General features: G+C 58.5%; 10 protein-coding genes. 6 read left to right on the top strand and 4 right to left on the bottom strand.

Annotation, left to right across the window (positions count from 1 at the left end; all coding sequences use genetic code 11):
- The first annotated feature begins 7 nt into the window (after positions 1-7).
- Positions 8-3,769 carry a TonB-dependent receptor gene (locus IEX36_RS01780; protein ID WP_188757640.1) on the top strand — a complete coding sequence of 1,254 codons (3,762 nt, stop codon included), beginning with the start codon at positions 8-10 and terminating at the stop codon, positions 3,767-3,769.
- Positions 3,770-3,898: 129 nt separating this feature from the next.
- Entirely contained in the window at positions 3,899-5,878 is a 1,980-nt protein-coding gene (locus tag IEX36_RS01785) for a right-handed parallel beta-helix repeat-containing protein (protein ID WP_188757641.1), read from the top strand.
- Positions 5,879-5,942: 64 nt separating this feature from the next.
- Here IEX36_RS01785 and IEX36_RS01790 read toward each other — a convergent pair whose 3' ends face one another.
- Both IEX36_RS01790 and IEX36_RS01795 read right to left on the bottom strand, forming a co-directional pair.
- Positions 5,943-7,451, bottom strand: a complete 1,509-nt coding sequence (locus IEX36_RS01790; RefSeq protein WP_188757642.1) for a glycosyl hydrolase family 39 — start codon at positions 7,449-7,451, stop codon at positions 5,943-5,945.
- A 24-nt stretch (positions 7,452-7,475) separates the two neighbouring features.
- Positions 7,476-9,995: an alpha-L-rhamnosidase-related protein gene (locus tag IEX36_RS01795; protein WP_229668632.1), complete on the bottom strand. Its 2,520-nt coding sequence runs from the start codon at positions 9,993-9,995 to the stop codon at positions 7,476-7,478.
- Positions 9,996-10,121: 126 nt separating this feature from the next.
- On the opposite strand from IEX36_RS01795, the gene IEX36_RS01800 reads away from it, so the two are divergent.
- Complete coding sequence (locus IEX36_RS01800) at positions 10,122-12,617, top strand: alpha-L-rhamnosidase-related protein (protein ID WP_188757643.1); 2,496 nt, start codon at positions 10,122-10,124, stop codon at positions 12,615-12,617.
- A 153-nt stretch (positions 12,618-12,770) separates the two neighbouring features.
- Here the strand turns inward: IEX36_RS01800 and IEX36_RS01805 are convergent, their stop codons facing one another.
- Positions 12,771-13,226, bottom strand: coding sequence for a MaoC family dehydratase (locus IEX36_RS01805; protein ID WP_188757644.1), 456 nt, complete (start codon positions 13,224-13,226; stop codon positions 12,771-12,773).
- A 116-nt stretch (positions 13,227-13,342) separates the two neighbouring features.
- Between IEX36_RS01805 and IEX36_RS01810 the strand changes: the two genes are divergently transcribed.
- From IEX36_RS01810 to IEX36_RS01820, 3 genes are read left to right on the top strand one after another with little or no spacing between them, the layout of a single operon-like run.
- The gene (locus IEX36_RS01810; RefSeq protein WP_188757645.1) at positions 13,343-14,494 is read left to right on the top strand and encodes an extracellular solute-binding protein; all 1,152 of its coding nucleotides are present in this window, start codon (positions 13,343-13,345) and stop codon (positions 14,492-14,494) included.
- The gene (locus IEX36_RS01815; protein WP_188757646.1) at positions 14,491-15,633 is read left to right on the top strand and encodes a CaiB/BaiF CoA transferase family protein; all 1,143 of its coding nucleotides are present in this window, start codon (positions 14,491-14,493) and stop codon (positions 15,631-15,633) included. Before IEX36_RS01810 ends, IEX36_RS01815 begins: the two co-directional genes overlap by 4 nt.
- A gap of 46 nt (positions 15,634-15,679) precedes the next feature.
- Positions 15,680-16,537: an NAD(+)/NADH kinase gene (locus IEX36_RS01820; protein ID WP_188759744.1), complete on the top strand. Its 858-nt coding sequence runs from the start codon at positions 15,680-15,682 to the stop codon at positions 16,535-16,537.
- A 262-nt stretch (positions 16,538-16,799) separates the two neighbouring features.
- Here IEX36_RS01820 and IEX36_RS01825 read toward each other — a convergent pair whose 3' ends face one another.
- Entirely contained in the window at positions 16,800-17,549 is a 750-nt protein-coding gene (locus tag IEX36_RS01825) for an ABC transporter ATP-binding protein (RefSeq protein ID WP_444542340.1), read from the bottom strand.
- Positions 17,550-17,587 lie beyond the last annotated feature (38 nt).

A 17,587-nucleotide genomic window follows, 5' to 3' on the forward strand; every position in this document is an offset into this window, starting at 1 on the left:
GCAATCGATGAAAAGAATTCGAAGTTTTCTGCTTTTAGTATTAAGCGCGGCTTTTATGGCCTGCGGCGTCTCGGCATGGGCACAGTCGGGGTCGAGCCGTATTCAGGGAACGGTGCATGACAGTAGCGGCGCTATCGTTCCGGGCGCCAAAGTGACGATTACCGATACAGGGAAGGGCACGGTGACGAGCCTCGTCACGAACAGCGCGGGCATTTATACGACGCCGGCATTGTCGTTTGGCAATTACAAGGTCGCGGTGGACTTCAAGGGATTCAATCCGTGGGAAGGAACTCTTCTGCTGCGCGCCGGCCAGACCTCGGTGGTGGACGTGACGTTGACCATTGCAGGCGTCAACGAGCAGGTGACGGTGGCAGGAGATGTGACACCGTTGGTCAATACGACCAATCAGACCGTGGGCAATACGCTGGACCGTCAACGCATTGCGGACCTTCCTGAGAACGGACGCAGCGTTACCAATCTGGTGGGCATCACGACGCCCGGCGTGAATGGCGGATATGTAAATGGCATGAACACGGCCGCCTTTGAATACATTCAGGACGGCGCGGTATTGGCGAACGAAGATTTTGGCGGCGCCAACTACAAGATGCCGGACCCGGATTCCATCCAGGAGGTCAAAGTAGAAACATCCAATTCGTCTGCCAAATTCAATCGGCCGGCGAGCGCGATTCTGACCACGAAGGCAGGTACGAATGCGTTTCACGGATCGGTGTTTGAGACGAACCGCAATAACAGCTTTGGCATTGCGAGACAGCGGCAGGACCCTGTCGGCGTGAAGGCACCTAAGCTGATTCGCAATGAGTTCGGAGCCAGCCTGGGTGGACCGATCTGGATTCCCCATCTCTATAACGGTCGAGATAAGTCCTTCTTCTTTGTGGCATACGAGGGGCTTGAGCTGAGGAACCAGACGACCAAGACGTATTCGGTGCCGACGGATGCGATGCGCGGAGGCGACTTTAGTGCGCTGACAAACAGCTCCAGCCAGGCACTGACGCTCTATGATCCTTTGACCACGGCGTCCAGCACCGCCTGCGCTGAGCCCACGGGCGTCATCGACACCAATCTATACTGCCGCCAGGCTTTCCCCAACAATAAGATTCCAACGAGCCGGCTTTCTCCTTTGGCCCAGAAGATCTTCGCGATCATGCCGCATGCTACATTGCCGAACGTCAATCCTTCGGTTGCCGCCAACTGGTATGGCCCCGCTCCCAATAACGACAGTGAGCGGACCCTGACGGTTCGGCTCGATCAGCACTTCAACGAGACGAATAACGGGTATTTCCGGTTTACTCACGGATACTCGCAGCCCTATGCGTGGCTCTCGAATAACTACGGGCCACCGGCCACGGATGGGTCCGCGAACCTGCAATACACACCCACCTACACAGACAGCGGCGCGTTTTCGTTCAATCACATTTTTTCGCCGACGTTCTTCAGTGAGACGGTTCTTTCTCAAGACTACGAGTCGGACCTGGTTGAAGGCGGGTTGCACTCCAATGTCGACTATTCCGATCAGTTCGGCCTGCCGAATCCTCTGGGGATGCCCGGATTTCCAGTTGTAGCCTACCCCGGCTTTTTGCCTTACGGCTTTGGTCCCGGCGGCGTTCGCAAGAACTCGCAGGAGATTACCAACCTGGATGAGAACCTCACCCTCATTCGCGGACGCCATACGCTTCAGTTTGGCGGACGCTATCGGCATGACAGGATCTGGATTTTGCCCGATGCAAACCCGCCCGCGACCAACGTGAGCTTTTCGAGCGCGCTGGCAACCGGCATGTACAATCCTGCCTCCGGGAGTTCGCTCTCCAAGTATTCGACGTCCGGCCACTCTGCTGCGGACTTCTTTCTTGGCTACGCGTCAAGCTACTCCGTGGTGCAGAATCCGCAGTGGTACCACTTCCGCGGCCAGGAGATCGCGGGCTACTTTCAGGATGACTTCAAAGTCACTCCAAAGCTGACCCTCAACCTGGGCATTCGCTGGGAGATCCATCCCGCATTTCATGAGCATGATGGCCTCTTCGGTGGCTATGACTTCAAGACCGGCGCCATTGTTACAGGACAGTCGCTCGATGCTCTCTACAAGCTCGGGCGCACGAATCCTGGAATCATCAATGCTCTGGAGGCTACAGGCGTCTCGTTTGAGACGGCTCAACAGGCAGGCCTGCCTCCAAGCCTCGTGTATGGCAACTATCATGACATTGCCCCGCGTTTTGGAGCTGCGTATCAGATGATCTCCGGCAACCGTCCGACGGTACTGCGTGGAGGATACGGCACGTATGTTTATGCTCCGCCTGTCCGCAACTTCTACGCAGAGACGCGCGCCAACCCGCCGTTCACCGCGACCTATCCGCTCAGCTATACGGATACGACGCAGGATGGTTCGGTCAACTATCTTCTCCGTACGGTGCCGACCGTAGTTGCAGGGCAGAACAGCTCGAACATCATCAATACCAGCAGCCCCAAGGCGTTTCCGCTGGGTTCGACCGGCGTCTCTTCGCTCGATCCGCATTATCCTTCCACCTTCGTCAATCAGTGGAACTTTACGATCGAGCAGGGACTTCCGCAGAGCATCGTCTTCCGGGCCAGCTATATCGGTGTGCATGGTACCAACCTCGAACAGTACTGGGACTTCGATACCGCACCCGGCACTTACGTCTGGTATGTGCGTACGAATTCTCCAACGCCCACTGGCCCGCAAGCGCCGGTTGCCATGAACCAGTATCCCAACCTGCCCTACGGCTTTATCGAGCAGCAGCGTAAGACAGGGTATTCCAACGACAACTCCATTCAGCTGGAACTGCAAAGGCTGCATAAGAACGGCTATGGATTCCAGGTGTTTTATGTGCTCTCCAATGCATTCCGCGAGGGAGGCAATGGATGGAGAGACAGCTACTACGAAAACCAGTCTGTGTTTGCTCCCGGTGCTGTGCCGTCGGATGTGAACGCGTCGAACCGCTACCAGAACTACTTCCGTGACACGGTTGCTGCGCCGCAGCATCAGATCCGCTGGAACTGGCTGATGGAGCTGCCCTTCGGCAGAGGAAAGAAGTTCCTCGGAAGCTCAAACCGGTTTGTCGATGAACTGGTTGGCGGATGGCAACTCAGCAGCACAGGCTCGCTGGCCAGCCAGTTCTGGCAGCCAACAACGAGTCTTTACCAGCCGACGACGATGCATCTCTATAAGAAGCACAAGATCAGCGATTGCCGCAGTGGCACATGCAAGCCCGGCTACCTCTGGTACAACGGCTACATCCGGGCAGACCTGGTCAATCAGTCAAATGGTGTGGAAGGAGTTCCGGCAGGCTATACGCCCTACAACACGCCGTTCTTCCCCACGCCGGCGGGTGGAAGCGTCGCGTGCACGGGACCAAACACTCCGCAGGGTTGCGATCCTTATCACGTATACCGCGAGACGAACGACGTCTTCTTCGGTGGCACGCCACCGCCGGGTGCACCGATTGTCTACGGTCCTTTGAATAATGGAAAGTCGGTAACGATCAGCTATGCCCCGGGTATCAATCCGTTGCTTCACCGGTATCAGCTTGGTCCGTTCAACTGGACGATGGATGCTTCGGTCTTCAAGTCGTTCAAGATTACGGAGAGGACAGCGCTTCAGTTGAATGCAGATTTCTTCAATGTGCTCAACGAACCTGGGCTCAACAATCCCGATACCACGATAGGAATTGTTGATTCAACCCTCTCTCACAACGCGCCAAGACAGATGCAGCTGACGGCCAGATTCCAGTTCTAATTGCTGGCCGCGCCGCGTTCGATTTCTCTTCCTCTTCTACCGGGGCTGCCAAGAAATGGCAGCTTCGGTAGAAGATTTTTTTGAGAGGCATGGCCGCCTGATTTCAGGTTGAGCAAACGGAGGTAGATTTTGGCGACAGGAGTGTTCACCTTGAAGCGATGCGGAGTTTTAGTGGAGTGTGGCGCTCGTCTGACTGCTTGGTTTTTGACGGTGGTGTTGTTGTGCTCGTGCGCTGCTGCGTTTGCACGAATTGATGCCGCAGGAAGCAGCGATGATGCGAGCATGCAGGCGCAGTTGTTTGTTACGCCGAATGGAAAGGGCGAGGCATGTACGCATCGTCGTCCTTGTACGTTGCAGACTGCGCAGGAGCGCGTGCGCTCGCTGGCTCCTGCGATGAAGGGCGATATTGCGATCACACTTCTGGATGGGACTTATCGCATGAGCGCACCGCTTGTTCTGGATGCGCGTGACTCAGGGCGCAATGGGCATGTGATTGTCTGGCGCGCAGCTACGGAGCACGGGGCAGTGCTGGATGGTGCGCTTCGTGTACGCCGCTGGAAGCTGGTGAATCGCAAGATGAATTTGTGGAGCGCGGCTGTGCCCGCAGGCACGCAGTCGCTGCAGATGTTTGTCGATGGCAAGCGTGCTGTTCGCGCGCGCGGGTATGGTTGCAAGAGCCCGAGCCAGTGCAGATATACGCCGGAGGGGTTGACTGGCGTGGACGCTCGGCTTGCGTCGTTTCGCAGGCCGCAGGAGCTTGTTGCTGTGATCTCTGCGCGATGGCGGGACTTTCATTGCCCGGTGGCTTCGATTGCGGGCACGACGGTGACGATGGCTGAGCCGTGCTGGCATAACACAGTGGTCGACTCGAAGAACGGTTGGAGTTATGCGAGTCCCAAGGGCAAATCGTTCCAGGGCGTGGAGTGGTTCGAGAATGCGTATGAACTGCTGGGCACGCCGGGACAGTTTTATCTCGATGGACAAACGTCGCGGCTCTACTATGTGCCGCGTGCGGACGAGGATATGAAGTCTGCGGATGTTGAGTTGCCCGTGGCGAAGTCTTTGCTGGATATGTCGGGAACATTGGACCTGCCGGTGCATGATGTTCGCTTCGATGGAATCGTCTTTATGCATACAACGTGGAGTGGCCCTGATACCCCGGATGGGTATGTCAGTTTACAGGCTGGTTATCTGGTGACGGGGAAGCGTGACAAATTGCCCGACAACGGCGAAGGGATGATGAGGATGCCCACGGCGGTGACGGTGCTTGCAGGTTCGCAGATTGCTTTTGACCGCGATGTGTTTCAAGCGCTGGGGACGGCGGGCATTGCGCTTGCCGGTGGAACGCGGAACAGCATGGTGAATGGCTGCACGTTTTCCGATCTTTCAGGCGGTGCGGTGTTTGTGGGAGACACGACGGCGTCTCCAGTTGACCCGCGCGGCAAGTCTTCCGGCAATGTCGTGAAGCGGAATGTGATCGATAGCGTCGCGCAGGAGTATCGCGACAATGTAGGCATCATGGGTGGGTTCAATGATGGGCTGACGATCGATCACAATACGGTAGAGAACCTGCCCTATACGGGAATTTCAGTTGGATGGGGATGGAACTACGAGGGTAATGGAGACACGCAGCGGAACATCAGAATTACTCATAACAGGCTGAGTAATTTCATGCTCGCGCTGCATGATGGTGGTGCGATTTACACGCAGTCGCAGTCGCCGGGGTCGGTTGTCTGCGCGAACTATATCGATTTCAGCGGGACGAGTCATGCTAACGGGATCTATCTCGATGAGCGCAGCCGCGGCTATACGGTGCATGACAATGTTGTCTGGAACACGAGCAAGCTGAGCCTGAGCAAGGGTGAAAAGAACGACGATCAAAATCGCTGGCTTTCGGCGTGGGCTTCGTGGAGCGGAAACCTGGTGATGACGCACAACTGGAGCGATGACACGCACACGAAGCCGCATAATCCCGGGTCGACAAAGGTCTTCGGGCCGAACTCTTTGGAGCTGAAGAGCCTGCCTGAAGAGGCGAAGAGCGTCATTGCGAATGCGGGCGCGGATGCTCTTGCGACGGAAGCAGCGGATCGTTGTGCTCCGTCGCGATAGCTCTTTCAGCTAACCGGACTAACGGATAGGGATCGATCAGGGTTGCCACTTGCCGAGAATCAGGCTAGCGCGCAGCTTCAACAACGACAACTGCAAAGGGTTCAAGCGTCAGGGTGCTCCCGTGCCACTGTTTTGCTGAATTGGGTGCATTGTCCGTGGCCATGTCTACCGTGGAGATACGGCCCTCGGAAAATTTTTGCGGCAGAGAGATTGTGATTTCACGATTGCGCTTGTTGACCAGCAGGAGGCGGCTGGAGGATGCGTCGCGAAGGGCAAGCGCGTCGATTTGTTCGCCGGAGAAGCGCATGGTTGCCATTTGATCTCCGCTGTGTACGTTGTCGAGGATAAGGCGCAGTATCTCGAAGCGGGCGTTGGGCTTGCCGGTTGTCCAATCGATCATCGTCACGCTGGGGAACTGTGATGGGTAGCCGACGAGCTGCGATTCGCCGACGACGTCGATGCCCATCTTTGCGGATTCGATGAAGACATAGGCGTAGAGCGCGCCAGAGGTGTGCCAGTAGATTGGTGGAATTGCCGGGCCCGACTCGTTTGGTTTGTCGGGATGCCAGTCAGTGGGCAGGATGGAGCCGATCTCGTCCATAGTCGTGCGCGTCTCGGGCGAAAGGCGTTTGCGGATCGATTCGATGTAGCGCGTGGCGGCGAGCAGGCGCTGGGCCTGATCGAAGAAGGTGTATTGCCAGTCGTTGACCGTCTGGGTGGGCGTTGGGGTTGCATAGAAGTGGTAGCTGATCATGTCGAGCGGGATGCCCGGCTTGTGGTTGGCATGGTTGAGGAAGTACTCGAACATCTCTGGATTGCGCTCGGGGAATGCGAGCGCTAACGCGACGAACTTCATCTGCGGGTTGATCGCGTGCAGGCGGCCGACGATGGCGTCGTAGCTTCTGGTGTACTGCTCAGGCGTGGGGTGGTGTTCGATATCGATCTCGTTGAAGACTTCCCAGTAAGGGATTTTGTAGTGGTAGCCGGAGGTATGGCGGACGCCGAGCTCGTCGGTGAAGCCTCCTTGTGTGTACCAGGAGACGAGGCGGGCGTAGTAGTCGGCGAGCTCTTTGCAGGAGGGGTCGCGGAGGACTGTGCCTTGCGTGTAGTTCCAGTCGACTTGATTGGGATCGCCAGGATATGTGATCCGCTTTGGTGTGACGTAGAGCCATGCGGGGATGGTGCTGAAGTTCAGGATGCGCGAGTGGCCTTCGGTTGCGTTGAGGAAATCGAGTGTCATGGGATCGATGAGCGAGAAGTCCCATGAAGTCTTGTCCTTCGTTGGAGGCTCGAGTTCGGCGACAGCAAGTTTGGGATAGGGAAGCCAGGGGACGTAGCGGACGTAGTCGGCGCCGAGGCTTTTGAGGGCGGTGAATGCTCCGTCGTGGACTGGAGTGCCACGACGGAGCATGGGATTGACGACGACCTGCAACGTGGGAGTGGTCCGCATGATCTGCGCATGTGCCGGCCAATCAACGGAGAGCTTGATTGGCTCGTTACCTTGCGCAGAGAGATGCAAGGTTCCAGCAAAGATGCAGACTGCGCAACTCCAGCGGGCGATCAAACGAAGCATGGCTTCTCCAGTTTTGTGCGATCTCTACTCAGTCCCGAGCGTGTAGTGTCCTGCACTGCGCAGCGTGACGATCATACGCTTGCCGTTTTCGGATGAAGTCGCGCTTTGCTGCTTGCCGTTGACAATGATGTGCTGGGCGGCTGAGGTGACGGGAACGGAGACGCGCGCGACGACTCCCTCGGGGATGTCTACTGCGATTGCAGTGGCGAGACCTTGGTGCCTGGCGTCGACCTTCAGTAGGCCGTGCGGTGTGGGCTCATCACCGCGAGCCCATTCGAGATCGACGAGGTCGGGGCGAATGTCGACCGTGCTGAAACCGGGGCCGGTGGGGTTGATGCCGAGGACTTGCTCCATCAGCCATGGTGTCGGGCCGCTCGACCATCCGTGCGCGAGCGAGACGAAGTAGCCAGAGCGGTTGTCCGATTGAAGTGACGAATGGAAGTCCTCCTTGTACCAGCTTGGGTCGTACGCCTCCCAGAAGCTGGTTGCGCCTTCGTCGAGCATGCCGCCCCAGTACTGGCGAATCCAGTCGAGTGCGGCTTTGCGGTGGCCCATCTCGGCCATCGCGCGGATGACGTAGTAGTTGTAGTAGGGCGAGATGATGAAAGCGTTGTATTTGACATGCCCGACTTGCGAGAGCACGTGGTTCCAGATGGCGCTGTACTGACTCGGGTTCGCGGCGCCACTGATGACGGCAGCGGCGTTTGTCTGCCAGCGTGGGCCGAAGGTGTCGGTTGATGGGTCGAGCAGGTATTTCTGTGATGCAGCTTTGATAGTCGCTGCGCGTGCCTCATATTTTTCGGCGTTGGCCGTATCTCCGAGCTGACGCAACAGCCAGGATGCTTCGCGATAGGCGTGGTAGAACTCGAGTGTCGTGGCGCGGCGCGTTTCGGGTGTGTCTCCGTTCAATTCAGGCGACCAGTCGACGTAGAGCCAAACGTTGGTTTTGTTCGCGTAGATGCCGCGCGAGTCGAACTCCTTATCGACGTAGCTGAGCAACTGCAACATGCGTGCGTGTTCGCGTTCGAGGAATTTCTTCGAACCGCTGTGGCGGTAGTAGTCGGCAACCTCGGTGAACCAGAAGGAGCTGTAGCCGGGGATGCCGTTGACGTGCTGATCGACGGGCGCGGGGCCCATGAGGCGGTCGAGTGTGTCTTCCATCAGGAAGCGATCGCTGAAGACGTCTTCGATGGTGCGTCCGCTGACGTCGGTGTCTCCCATCCAGCGACCACGATCGCGCTTGGGGGCGTCCCAGATCCCGTCCTGCATGCAGAGGTGCGCGGTGTATGCGCCGGTCTCCCAGATGCGGTTGAGCAGAGGGTCAGACGATTCGAAAGAGCCTTCGTACTTCACTGGGTAGTAGATGTCATCGACATGGATGGACTTGAAGAGCAGCTCCGGGGCGCCGCCGACGAATGTTATCTTCACGTAGCGGAATGCCGACTTCGGCCCGTGGCCGGTGCCGTGTGGCGGGATCGTCAACTGATTGATGCCGAGGTAGGGCGACTTCAACGCTGCGGACTCGGACTCGCCCATCTGGATCGTGACTGTCGCGGGTGAGTCGCTGTCGGAGACGAGCTCAACGCGACCGGTGAGCTCGCGACCGAAATCGAGGAAGACGCTGGGGGCTTCGGCGTAGGTCCAGGTGGATGCGGGCATCTTTACTTCGAATCTGTCGGTGGCAGAGTGGTTCTCGGCGGGCGTCAGTACTTTGATGTGGACAAAGCGTCCGGGGCCTGTGTACTTGGCGAGGATTCCGCTGGCCGGAATTTGCATGTGCGCGAGATAGGGCGAGATGCCGTCGTAGCCGGGCCAGTTGTAGAGGCCGGCGTCGGCGTTCCACTGGAAGAGATCGACGGAGCTTTCGATGCCTCCGATGCTGACGACCTTGCTCCACGACGCATCGTTGAAGGTGGCGCTATTCCATTCGTTCGGTGCGGTGAGAGAGCTCTTCCAGGTCTTATCGCTCATCATGAGTGCGGGGCCGTCGACGCCGGGCGCTTGCGGGATGATCTTCGCGACCATCACCTGGCCGAAGGTCTGCTGGCGCACGAGCGCGCTGTTGGCAAAGCCGGTGACGCCGCGCCCGCGCACAGCTTCGATGGCGATCGTGTTATCGCCCGCTTCAAGGAATTTTGTGACGGACGTGATAAAGACGTGCATGCCAAGCGGGGAAGAGGTGTCGCTCTCAACGGATTCGGCGAGCTTGCCGTTGAGCCATACCTTCACGCTGCGCGGGCCGGCGATGTAAAGCGTTGCTTCGGCGGGCACGCTGGTTACGGTAAAGCTGTGGCGGAAGTAGTGCGGCTCGGTCTGTTCCATCAGGCCGGGGAATTTGTATTCGACTTTGGCGCTCGTGTCGGTGGAGTTGTCGCGCGTCCAGATGTACTCCTCGGGCAGCGGCTTGTGGATGCTCGACTCCATCAGGGGCGCAGCGACGGCGCGTGTGGGGTCGAGCTGGGGGAGGCTGCTTGCGGAGGGAGGAGCTTGTTCGAGCGGGGGATCTTGCGCGAAGGCCGCGACTCCGACAAGTGTGCTGAGCAAGACAATGCTTCTGAACCCCAATGCGAGTAGCTTCACGCGGACACCTCGATTTTTCTGATTGAAATGGTTTCCCCTTATAACCAATCTCGTTTAGAGTTGGCAATGCCGTTATAAGCCATGTCACCTATGATTCGTCGCCTCCTGATCTGCTCATTCGCACTCGTTTCCGCAATTAGCTTGCCTGCGCAGAGCGCTATTCCCAATGGCCAGCTTGACCCTACGCGCAGCCTTGCCGCTGCAACACAGCCGCACACGCCGCTGCCTGAGGAGTATGTATGGACTGCGGGCGACGTGACTACGCAGCGGCCTGATCGCAGCAAGTTTTCGTGGAGCCGTGCCGATCTGCGTGCGGAGCCTCATTATTTCCGGACGAGCTTCGACCTGGCGGCTGTTCCTGCGGCTGCGACGCTCTACATCGGTGGCCCACGGCAGGCGCGTGTGTGGATCAATGGGCAGCTTGTGATGAGCTTCAACAAGGACACGGACGCGCCGATTAACTTTCGCGTTTTTCACGCGGGTGCGGCGCGTGCGCTCAAGCCTGGGAAGAACACGATTGCGATTGAGGCGGTGCGGGGCAGGGGGGTGGTGACGGGGATGCCGTCGCTGCCGCTGGCGCAACTGGCCTATGGCGAAGTTCTGGTGGCGAAGATTGTTCCTGCTGCATTCGGTGTCGAAGCGCCTGCGCTCGTGATTACGAATAAGGAGTGGCGGTCGAGCGCGGTGCGGAGTGAAGGATGGGAGAGTCCTGGTTTTGATGACAACGCGTGGCCAGCGGTGGAATCGCTTGGGCCTGTCGAGAGCAACGTCGACTTTTTCCAATGGAGCGCCGACGCGGGCATGTACGGCTGGCCGGGTTACAGGGGGATGTCGGCTGATCTGCGCACGTATAGTCTGCTGCCTGCAGCGGTCACGCATGTCTACACTGCGGAGTCGCAACTGACGAACGTGGATTCGTTGACGACCGCGAGTGCTCCTGCACCGTTCACCGTCACACTTGCGAATACACCACCCGATGCGGAGGCTCCTACGCTGCTGCTCGATTTCGGGCGCGAGGTGAGCGGGCGTTTGCTAGTCGAGTCGGGTTGCAATTGCACTGCGACCTTGTCGATTGCGTATGGTGAGTCGGAGATTGAGGCGATGAGCACTGGCCTGACGACCGGGCAGCGCGGAGGGAACTACCTCGGCACGAATCTTGTCGCAGTGCCTCCGAACGGCGTGGCGCGCGGACCGAAGTCTGCGTTTCGCTACGTGCGGATCTCATTTTTGCGCGGCGCGCCGGTGACCGCGTTCAAGGCAATGCGGGTGGAGGGTATCTACTATCCGGTGAGATATGAAGGCACATTTGAGTCTTCCGACCCTGTTCTCAATCGCATCTGGGAGACGGCGGCTTATACTGCGCACCTCTGCATGCAGGATGGTGTGTGGGATGCACCGAAGCGCGACCGTGGCCGCTGGGTTGGGGATCTCGATGTGACAGGCCGCACGATTTCGACGGTCTTTGGCGCGCCCGCAGCTATCGAAGACACGCTGAATCGGCTTGTGGTGCCGACGTCGAAAGCGCCTGTCAACGGGATTCCGGGATACTCTGCGCTTTGGGTCACTTCGCTTTACAGTCTGAATCTTCATAGCGGCGACAAGAAGTTTCTTGAGTCACAGCACGCGAACCTGCTGCACGTACTGGGCGTGATGGATGCGGGAGTCGATGCGGACGGGATGCTGGAGAACACGAAGCGGGGCTGGGGATTTGTCGATTGGGCTCCTGGCTACTATGGCGGAACGCAGGAGACGCGCGTTGGCACGGAGCTTGAATATATCCGCGCCTACGGTGATGCAGCCGAGCTACTGACCGAGATTGGCGATACAGCCAATGCGGAAAAATACTCTGCGATTGCGCGCAAGGCCACGGCTGCTGCTGAGGCGCAGTTCCGCGATCCGGTGGGGGCTTATGGGAAATCGTGGCAGCTCAACTCGCTTGCTGTGCTAGCGAAGGCTGCCCCGGACAGTTCCGCAATCTGGAACGAAAGCCTATCGCATGTGAAGCAGGATTCGCCCTCGGATCAGCCAATTACACCCTACTCAAACGCGTGGGTGCTGGATGCGATGTCAGCCACCGGGCATCCGCAAGAGGCGCTCGACTGGATGCGGAAATACTGGGGTGGAATGCTGGCCGAGGGAGCGACGTCGTTCTGGGAGAACTACGACCTGCGCTGGCCGAAGGCGGAGTTTCATCTGTCGTTGCAGGCTGATGGGACTTCGGGCTACTTCGTCTCGCTATCGCACGGATGGTCGTCTGCGCCTGCGGCCTGGCTCGCGGAAAATGTGCTGGGCATCGTCCCAACGTCGCCGGGTTATCGCACGGTGGATATTCAGCCTGAGCTGCTTGGGCTTGAGTGGGCGCGAGGATCGGTTGCGACGCCGCATGGGCCGATCAAAGTCAGCATTGAAAAAGAAAAGGGGATTCATGTTGATCTGCCTACCGGCGTAGAGAAGGCGCGCGTTCGAGTGGAAGGTGCGACAGGGAGCGTGCTCGTCAATGGGCATGAGACTGCGCTGGCGGACGGCTACCTCGTCCTTACCAGTCCCGGCCAATACGATGTAACGGCCCGCAATCGCCCTCAGTGAGATAGCAGCGCAAGAGGCCACAGACCACGGTCATCCCCGCACCGATGATCATAAAGGCGATGCCCGTCATGATTCTGCCCGTGAGATACGGGTAGATGAAGACAAGCACGCCCGCGTACATCAGGATGGTCAGTACGACTCGCATGAACTTTTTCATCCTGTTCTCGCCTCCCTGCGTTCGACCAGCAGCAGGTGTTCGGCTACCAGCACGGTCTCATTGCGCTGGTTCACCACCTCCAGCGCTTCCACAACGATTCCGTGCTTCGGACGCTTTGCGTCGTCCCGCACATCTTTGACGCGAACACGGGCACGAATGGTGTCGTTCAAAAAAACGGGCCGCACAAACCGCAGCCGGTCATAGCCGTAGCTCATCGCGTGCGGATTGATCGCCCCAGCCGTCATCCCGACTCCAACGCTGAACACCAGCGTTCCGTGCGCCATTCTAGCCCCAAAAGGTTGTGTTTTGCACCATTCCGCATCCATGTGGTGAGGATAAAAATCGCCCGTCTGGCCAGCGTGCAGCACCACATCCGCCTCGGTAATGGTCCGACCGGTCGTCTCGCGGGCCGTGCCCACCGCATAGTCTTCGAAAAACATCTCGTCCGTCATTGAGCCTCGCAGTTCCAAATAGCGGAACAATCCGCGTTGACATCCACCCCGCAAACTTAGCACGATAAACCAGCGCCTCGAAGCCCAAAGTTTGCTTGGGCGACGCTTCCGCCCAAATGATAGAACTCAACGGCATTACCTGGAACCACACGCGCGGCTATATCCCCATGGTCGCGACGGCGCAGCGCTTTTCTGAACTGAATCCCGGCGTTCAGATTCACTGGCAGAAGCGGTCGCTGCAGGCGTTTGCCGATGCTCCGCTGGCGGATCTCGCTGCGCGCTTTGATCTGCTTGTGATTGACCATCCTTCGATTGGCGAGGCGGCGGAGCATGAGTTACTGTTGCCGCTTGACCAGCACCTACCTGCGGAGTTTCTTGAGGGCCAGGCGCACAATTCCGTTGGGAAGTCGCACGCGAGCTACGACTACGAAGGGCACCAGTACGCGCTTGCAATTGATGCGGCTACTCCCATCGCTGGCTTTCGTGCCGACCTGTTTGCGCGTGCGAAGACAGAACCTCCGCGCACATGGTCTGAGCTACTGGCGCTTGCCCATCGCGGGCTGGTCACAGTTCCGGCGATCCCTATCGACTCGCTGATGAACGTCTTCATGCTGGCCAATGCGTTGGGCGATGAGCCTTTCACGAGGACTGATGAAGTTGTCGGCGAAGCAGCAGGGAAGCAGGCGCTCAAGATGCTGCGTGAGCTGGTGCAGCTCAGCGCGCGTGGGGCGCTTGAACGCAATCCCATCGCTACGTGGCAGCTTCTTTGCGATAGCGATAAGGTTGCGTACTGTCCGTTTGCTTATGGTTACTCGAACTACTCACGCCAAGGCTATGCGGCGAGCGTGCTCACGACGAGCGGGCTTGTTCGGCTCGATCCAAAGTCGCCGCCGCTGCGCTCTACGCTTGGCGGTGCAGGACTGGCGATTTCGAAATCCACCAAACATCCTGAAGCCGCGCTGGCTTATGCGCAGTTTGTTGCCAGCCCAGCGATTCAATCGACGATCTACGCAAACGCGGGAGGCCAGCCTGGCCATCGCGCCGCGTGGCAGGACTCTGCGCTTAACGCTGCTACGAACAACTTCTTTGCAGATACGCTTGAAACGCTCGATGCTGCGTGGGTGCGTCCGCGCTTTGCGGGCTTCATTGCGTTTCAGGACGAGGCCTCGAAGATCATTCACGAGTATTTGGTTAAGGGTGGCTACGAGGCGAAGGTCCTTGAAGAGATGAACCATGCGCTTCGGCGCGCAAAGAAAGATAGAGCATGAAGCCACTTGAAGGCGTTTTGATTGTCGATTTCTCGCAGTTTCTCTCCGGACCTAGCGCGGCGTTGCGTATGGCTGATCTTGGCGCTCGCGTCATCAAGATAGAGCGGCCAGGGCAGGGAGATCTTTGCCGTCAGCTCTATATTTCGAACCTCTGTCTTGACGGAGACTCGACGCTCTTCCACTCCATCAATCGCAACAAGCAGAGTTATGCTGCGGACCTTAAGAATCCTGATGACCTTGCACGTGTGCGCAAGCTGCTGGCTCGTGCCGATGTGATGATTCAGAACTTTCGCCCTGGCGTGATTGAGAAAGTCGGCCTCGGCTATGATGCCGTGCGTGCGTTGAATCCGCGCATCGTTTATGCGGAGGTCACGGGCTACGGAACAACAGGCCCGTGGCGCAACAAGCCAGGACAAGACCTGCTGGTGCAGTCGCTCTCAGGGTTGCCGTATCTGAACGGCGATGCCGCACAGCCGCCAGTTCCATTTGGCCTGGCAGTAGCCGACATGATGGCGGGAGCGCATCTGGTGCAGGGAATTCTTGCGGCGCTGGTGCGGCGTGGAGTGACGCAGCTTGGCGGCAAGGTCGAGGTATCGCTGCTGGAGTCTACGCTCGACCTTCAGTTCGAAGTGCTCACGACGTACCTGAATGACGGTGGACGCGCACCTGAACGCAGCGCCGTGAATAATGCGCATGCGTATCTCGGTGCACCGTACGGTATCTACGCTACTTCCGATGGATACCTTGCGCTGGCGATGGGCTCAGTTGTGCGACTCGGTGAGTTGCTTGGCTGTCCGGCGCTCTGTGCCTACATTGATCCGAAGTCGCTCTTCGATCAGCGAGATGAGATCAAGGCTGTTCTTGTCCACCACTTGAAACACCAGACTACGCAGCATTGGCTCGATGTTCTGGAGCCCGCCGATGTCTGGTGTGCGGATGTACTCACTTGGGACAGGCTCTTTGCGCATGATGCCTTCAAGGCGCTCGACATGGTGCAGACGGTGGGCAACAGACCCGAAGCGACGCTGCGTACTACGCGCTGCCCTGTGCGCATCGATGGCGAAGTGCTCACGAGTGCGACGGGCGCGCCGCGTGTGGGCGAGCATAACGCAGAGATCGACCGCGAATTCGGTCTATAAACAGGCTATTCGCACCTGAGTGCTGCAGCTGCTTTACACTACACAAATGCTCCAGGCCGCCATCATCTCGAAACCGCAGAAGCCGGAACTCGCCGGCATCCTCGGCGACCTTATCGCGTGGCTTAAAGACCACGGCTATGAATATCTGCTGGACCCGGACAGCGCCGCTTATCTGGATGCGTCCAATGCGATTGAGCGCGAGGAACTGGCGAAGCTGCGCCCGAATATCGTGATTGTTCTCGGCGGCGATGGCACGCTACTGGCTGCCGCGCGCGCGTTTGCCCATACGACGACGCCTATCCTCAGCGTGAACCTCGGCTCACTCGGATTTCTTACAGAGGTCGCGCTTGCTGACATCTATGCGACGCTTGAGTCCTGGTGCGCGAACCGCGCGGAGATTGAAGTGCGCAGTATGGTTCATGCTGAGCTGGTGCGTGACGGCCAGACGATTCAGCGGTGGGATGCGCTGAACGACGTTGTCGTGACCAAAGGCACGATTGCGCGCATGGGTGACTTCACCATCGAGATTGACCGCCAGTTTGTTGCGACGTTCCGGGCCGATGGCGTGATCGTTGCGACGCCGACTGGCTCGACCGCGTACAACCTGGCGGCCAACGGGCCGATCATTATGCCTTCGGTCGATGCGATGGTGGTGAACCCGATCTGCCCGCACCTGCTGACGATCCGGCCGATTGTTGTGCCCGGAGAATCGACGGTCAGCATTCACGTCGTCGGCGTACCGAATCAGATTTATCTCACCGTGGATGGTCAGCAGTCGGTCGAGTTGCAACTCGGCGATCACATTCACTGCCAGCGCTCGAAGGCCAGCGTGCGGCTGCTTCGTCCGCGTCCGAATGGACTGTTCAGTGTGCTGCGCTCGAAGCTGAAGTGGGGCGAGCGATAGGAACGCGAATGCTAGCGATCGTGAGCAATAGTGGCTGGAAGCTCATATTAGCTGTCATTGCGCTCGTATGTTTCTTCTGTCTCGGAATAGCTTACGTAATAAATCCGGATCGATTTATTAGGCGCTCAGCAGTACGTAAAGGCGGCGAAATGCTGCGAGATTGGAATCAGATGGGTGCTCAACTAGTCGGCCTAGTCGTTGCCGGGTTTGCCGCTTATGTGCTTTATGTGCTGCTTAGGGAAGCGATAACTCGGTTTTGAAACTACGGCTTGCCGCGCAGCGTGACGACCTGGCTGCCGACAGGATGGCAGAAGACCTTGCCGTGGCTGAGTGCGATCTTGCGCTGGGCGAGGGCTGCCATCTCGGGATCATGCGTCACCATGACGATGGTGTGGCCGTTCTGGTGCAGGTTTTCTAGTAGCTCAGCGACGATCTCCTGATTTGCTGCGTCAAGGTTGCCGGTGGGCTCGTCTGCAAGCAGGATGGGCGGGTCGTTAATCAGCGCGCGGGCGATGCAGACGCGTTGCTGCTCGCCGCCGGAGAGTTCGCTGGGCAAGTGGTCGGCGCGGTGGGCGAGGCCGACCTTTTCGAGCGCGCGGCGAGCCTCGGTTTCGTCGGTCATCGAGTGGAAGTACTGCGCGAGCATGACGTTTTCGACGGCCGAGAGGTAGGGAATCAGATGAAACTGCTGGAAGATGAAGCCGATCTTGTCGGCGCGGAAGCGGTCGAGCTCGGTGGCGGACATCTGCGCTACGTCCACGTTGTCGATCTTCAACTCGCCTGAGGTGGGGCGGTCGAGGCAGCCGATGAGGTTGACCAGCGTGCTCTTGCCGGAGCCGGAAGGTCCGGTGATGGCGACCCACTCGCCAGCGACGATGGAGAAGCTGGCCGAGTCGAGCGCGCGCACCACGCCGGCGCGGCCGGAGTACTCGCGCGTGACCTGCTGGAGCGCGATAACTGCGCAGCCGGGGCGCGTCTGGTCGGGTAGCTCCACGTTGGGGCCGGCGTCGATCGAATGGACTAAATGAACGTCGCTCACAGTTCTATTCT

Source organism: Edaphobacter acidisoli (genome assembly GCF_014642855.1).
GTDB classification, from domain to species: Bacteria; Acidobacteriota; Terriglobia; order Terriglobales; family Acidobacteriaceae; genus Edaphobacter; species Edaphobacter acidisoli.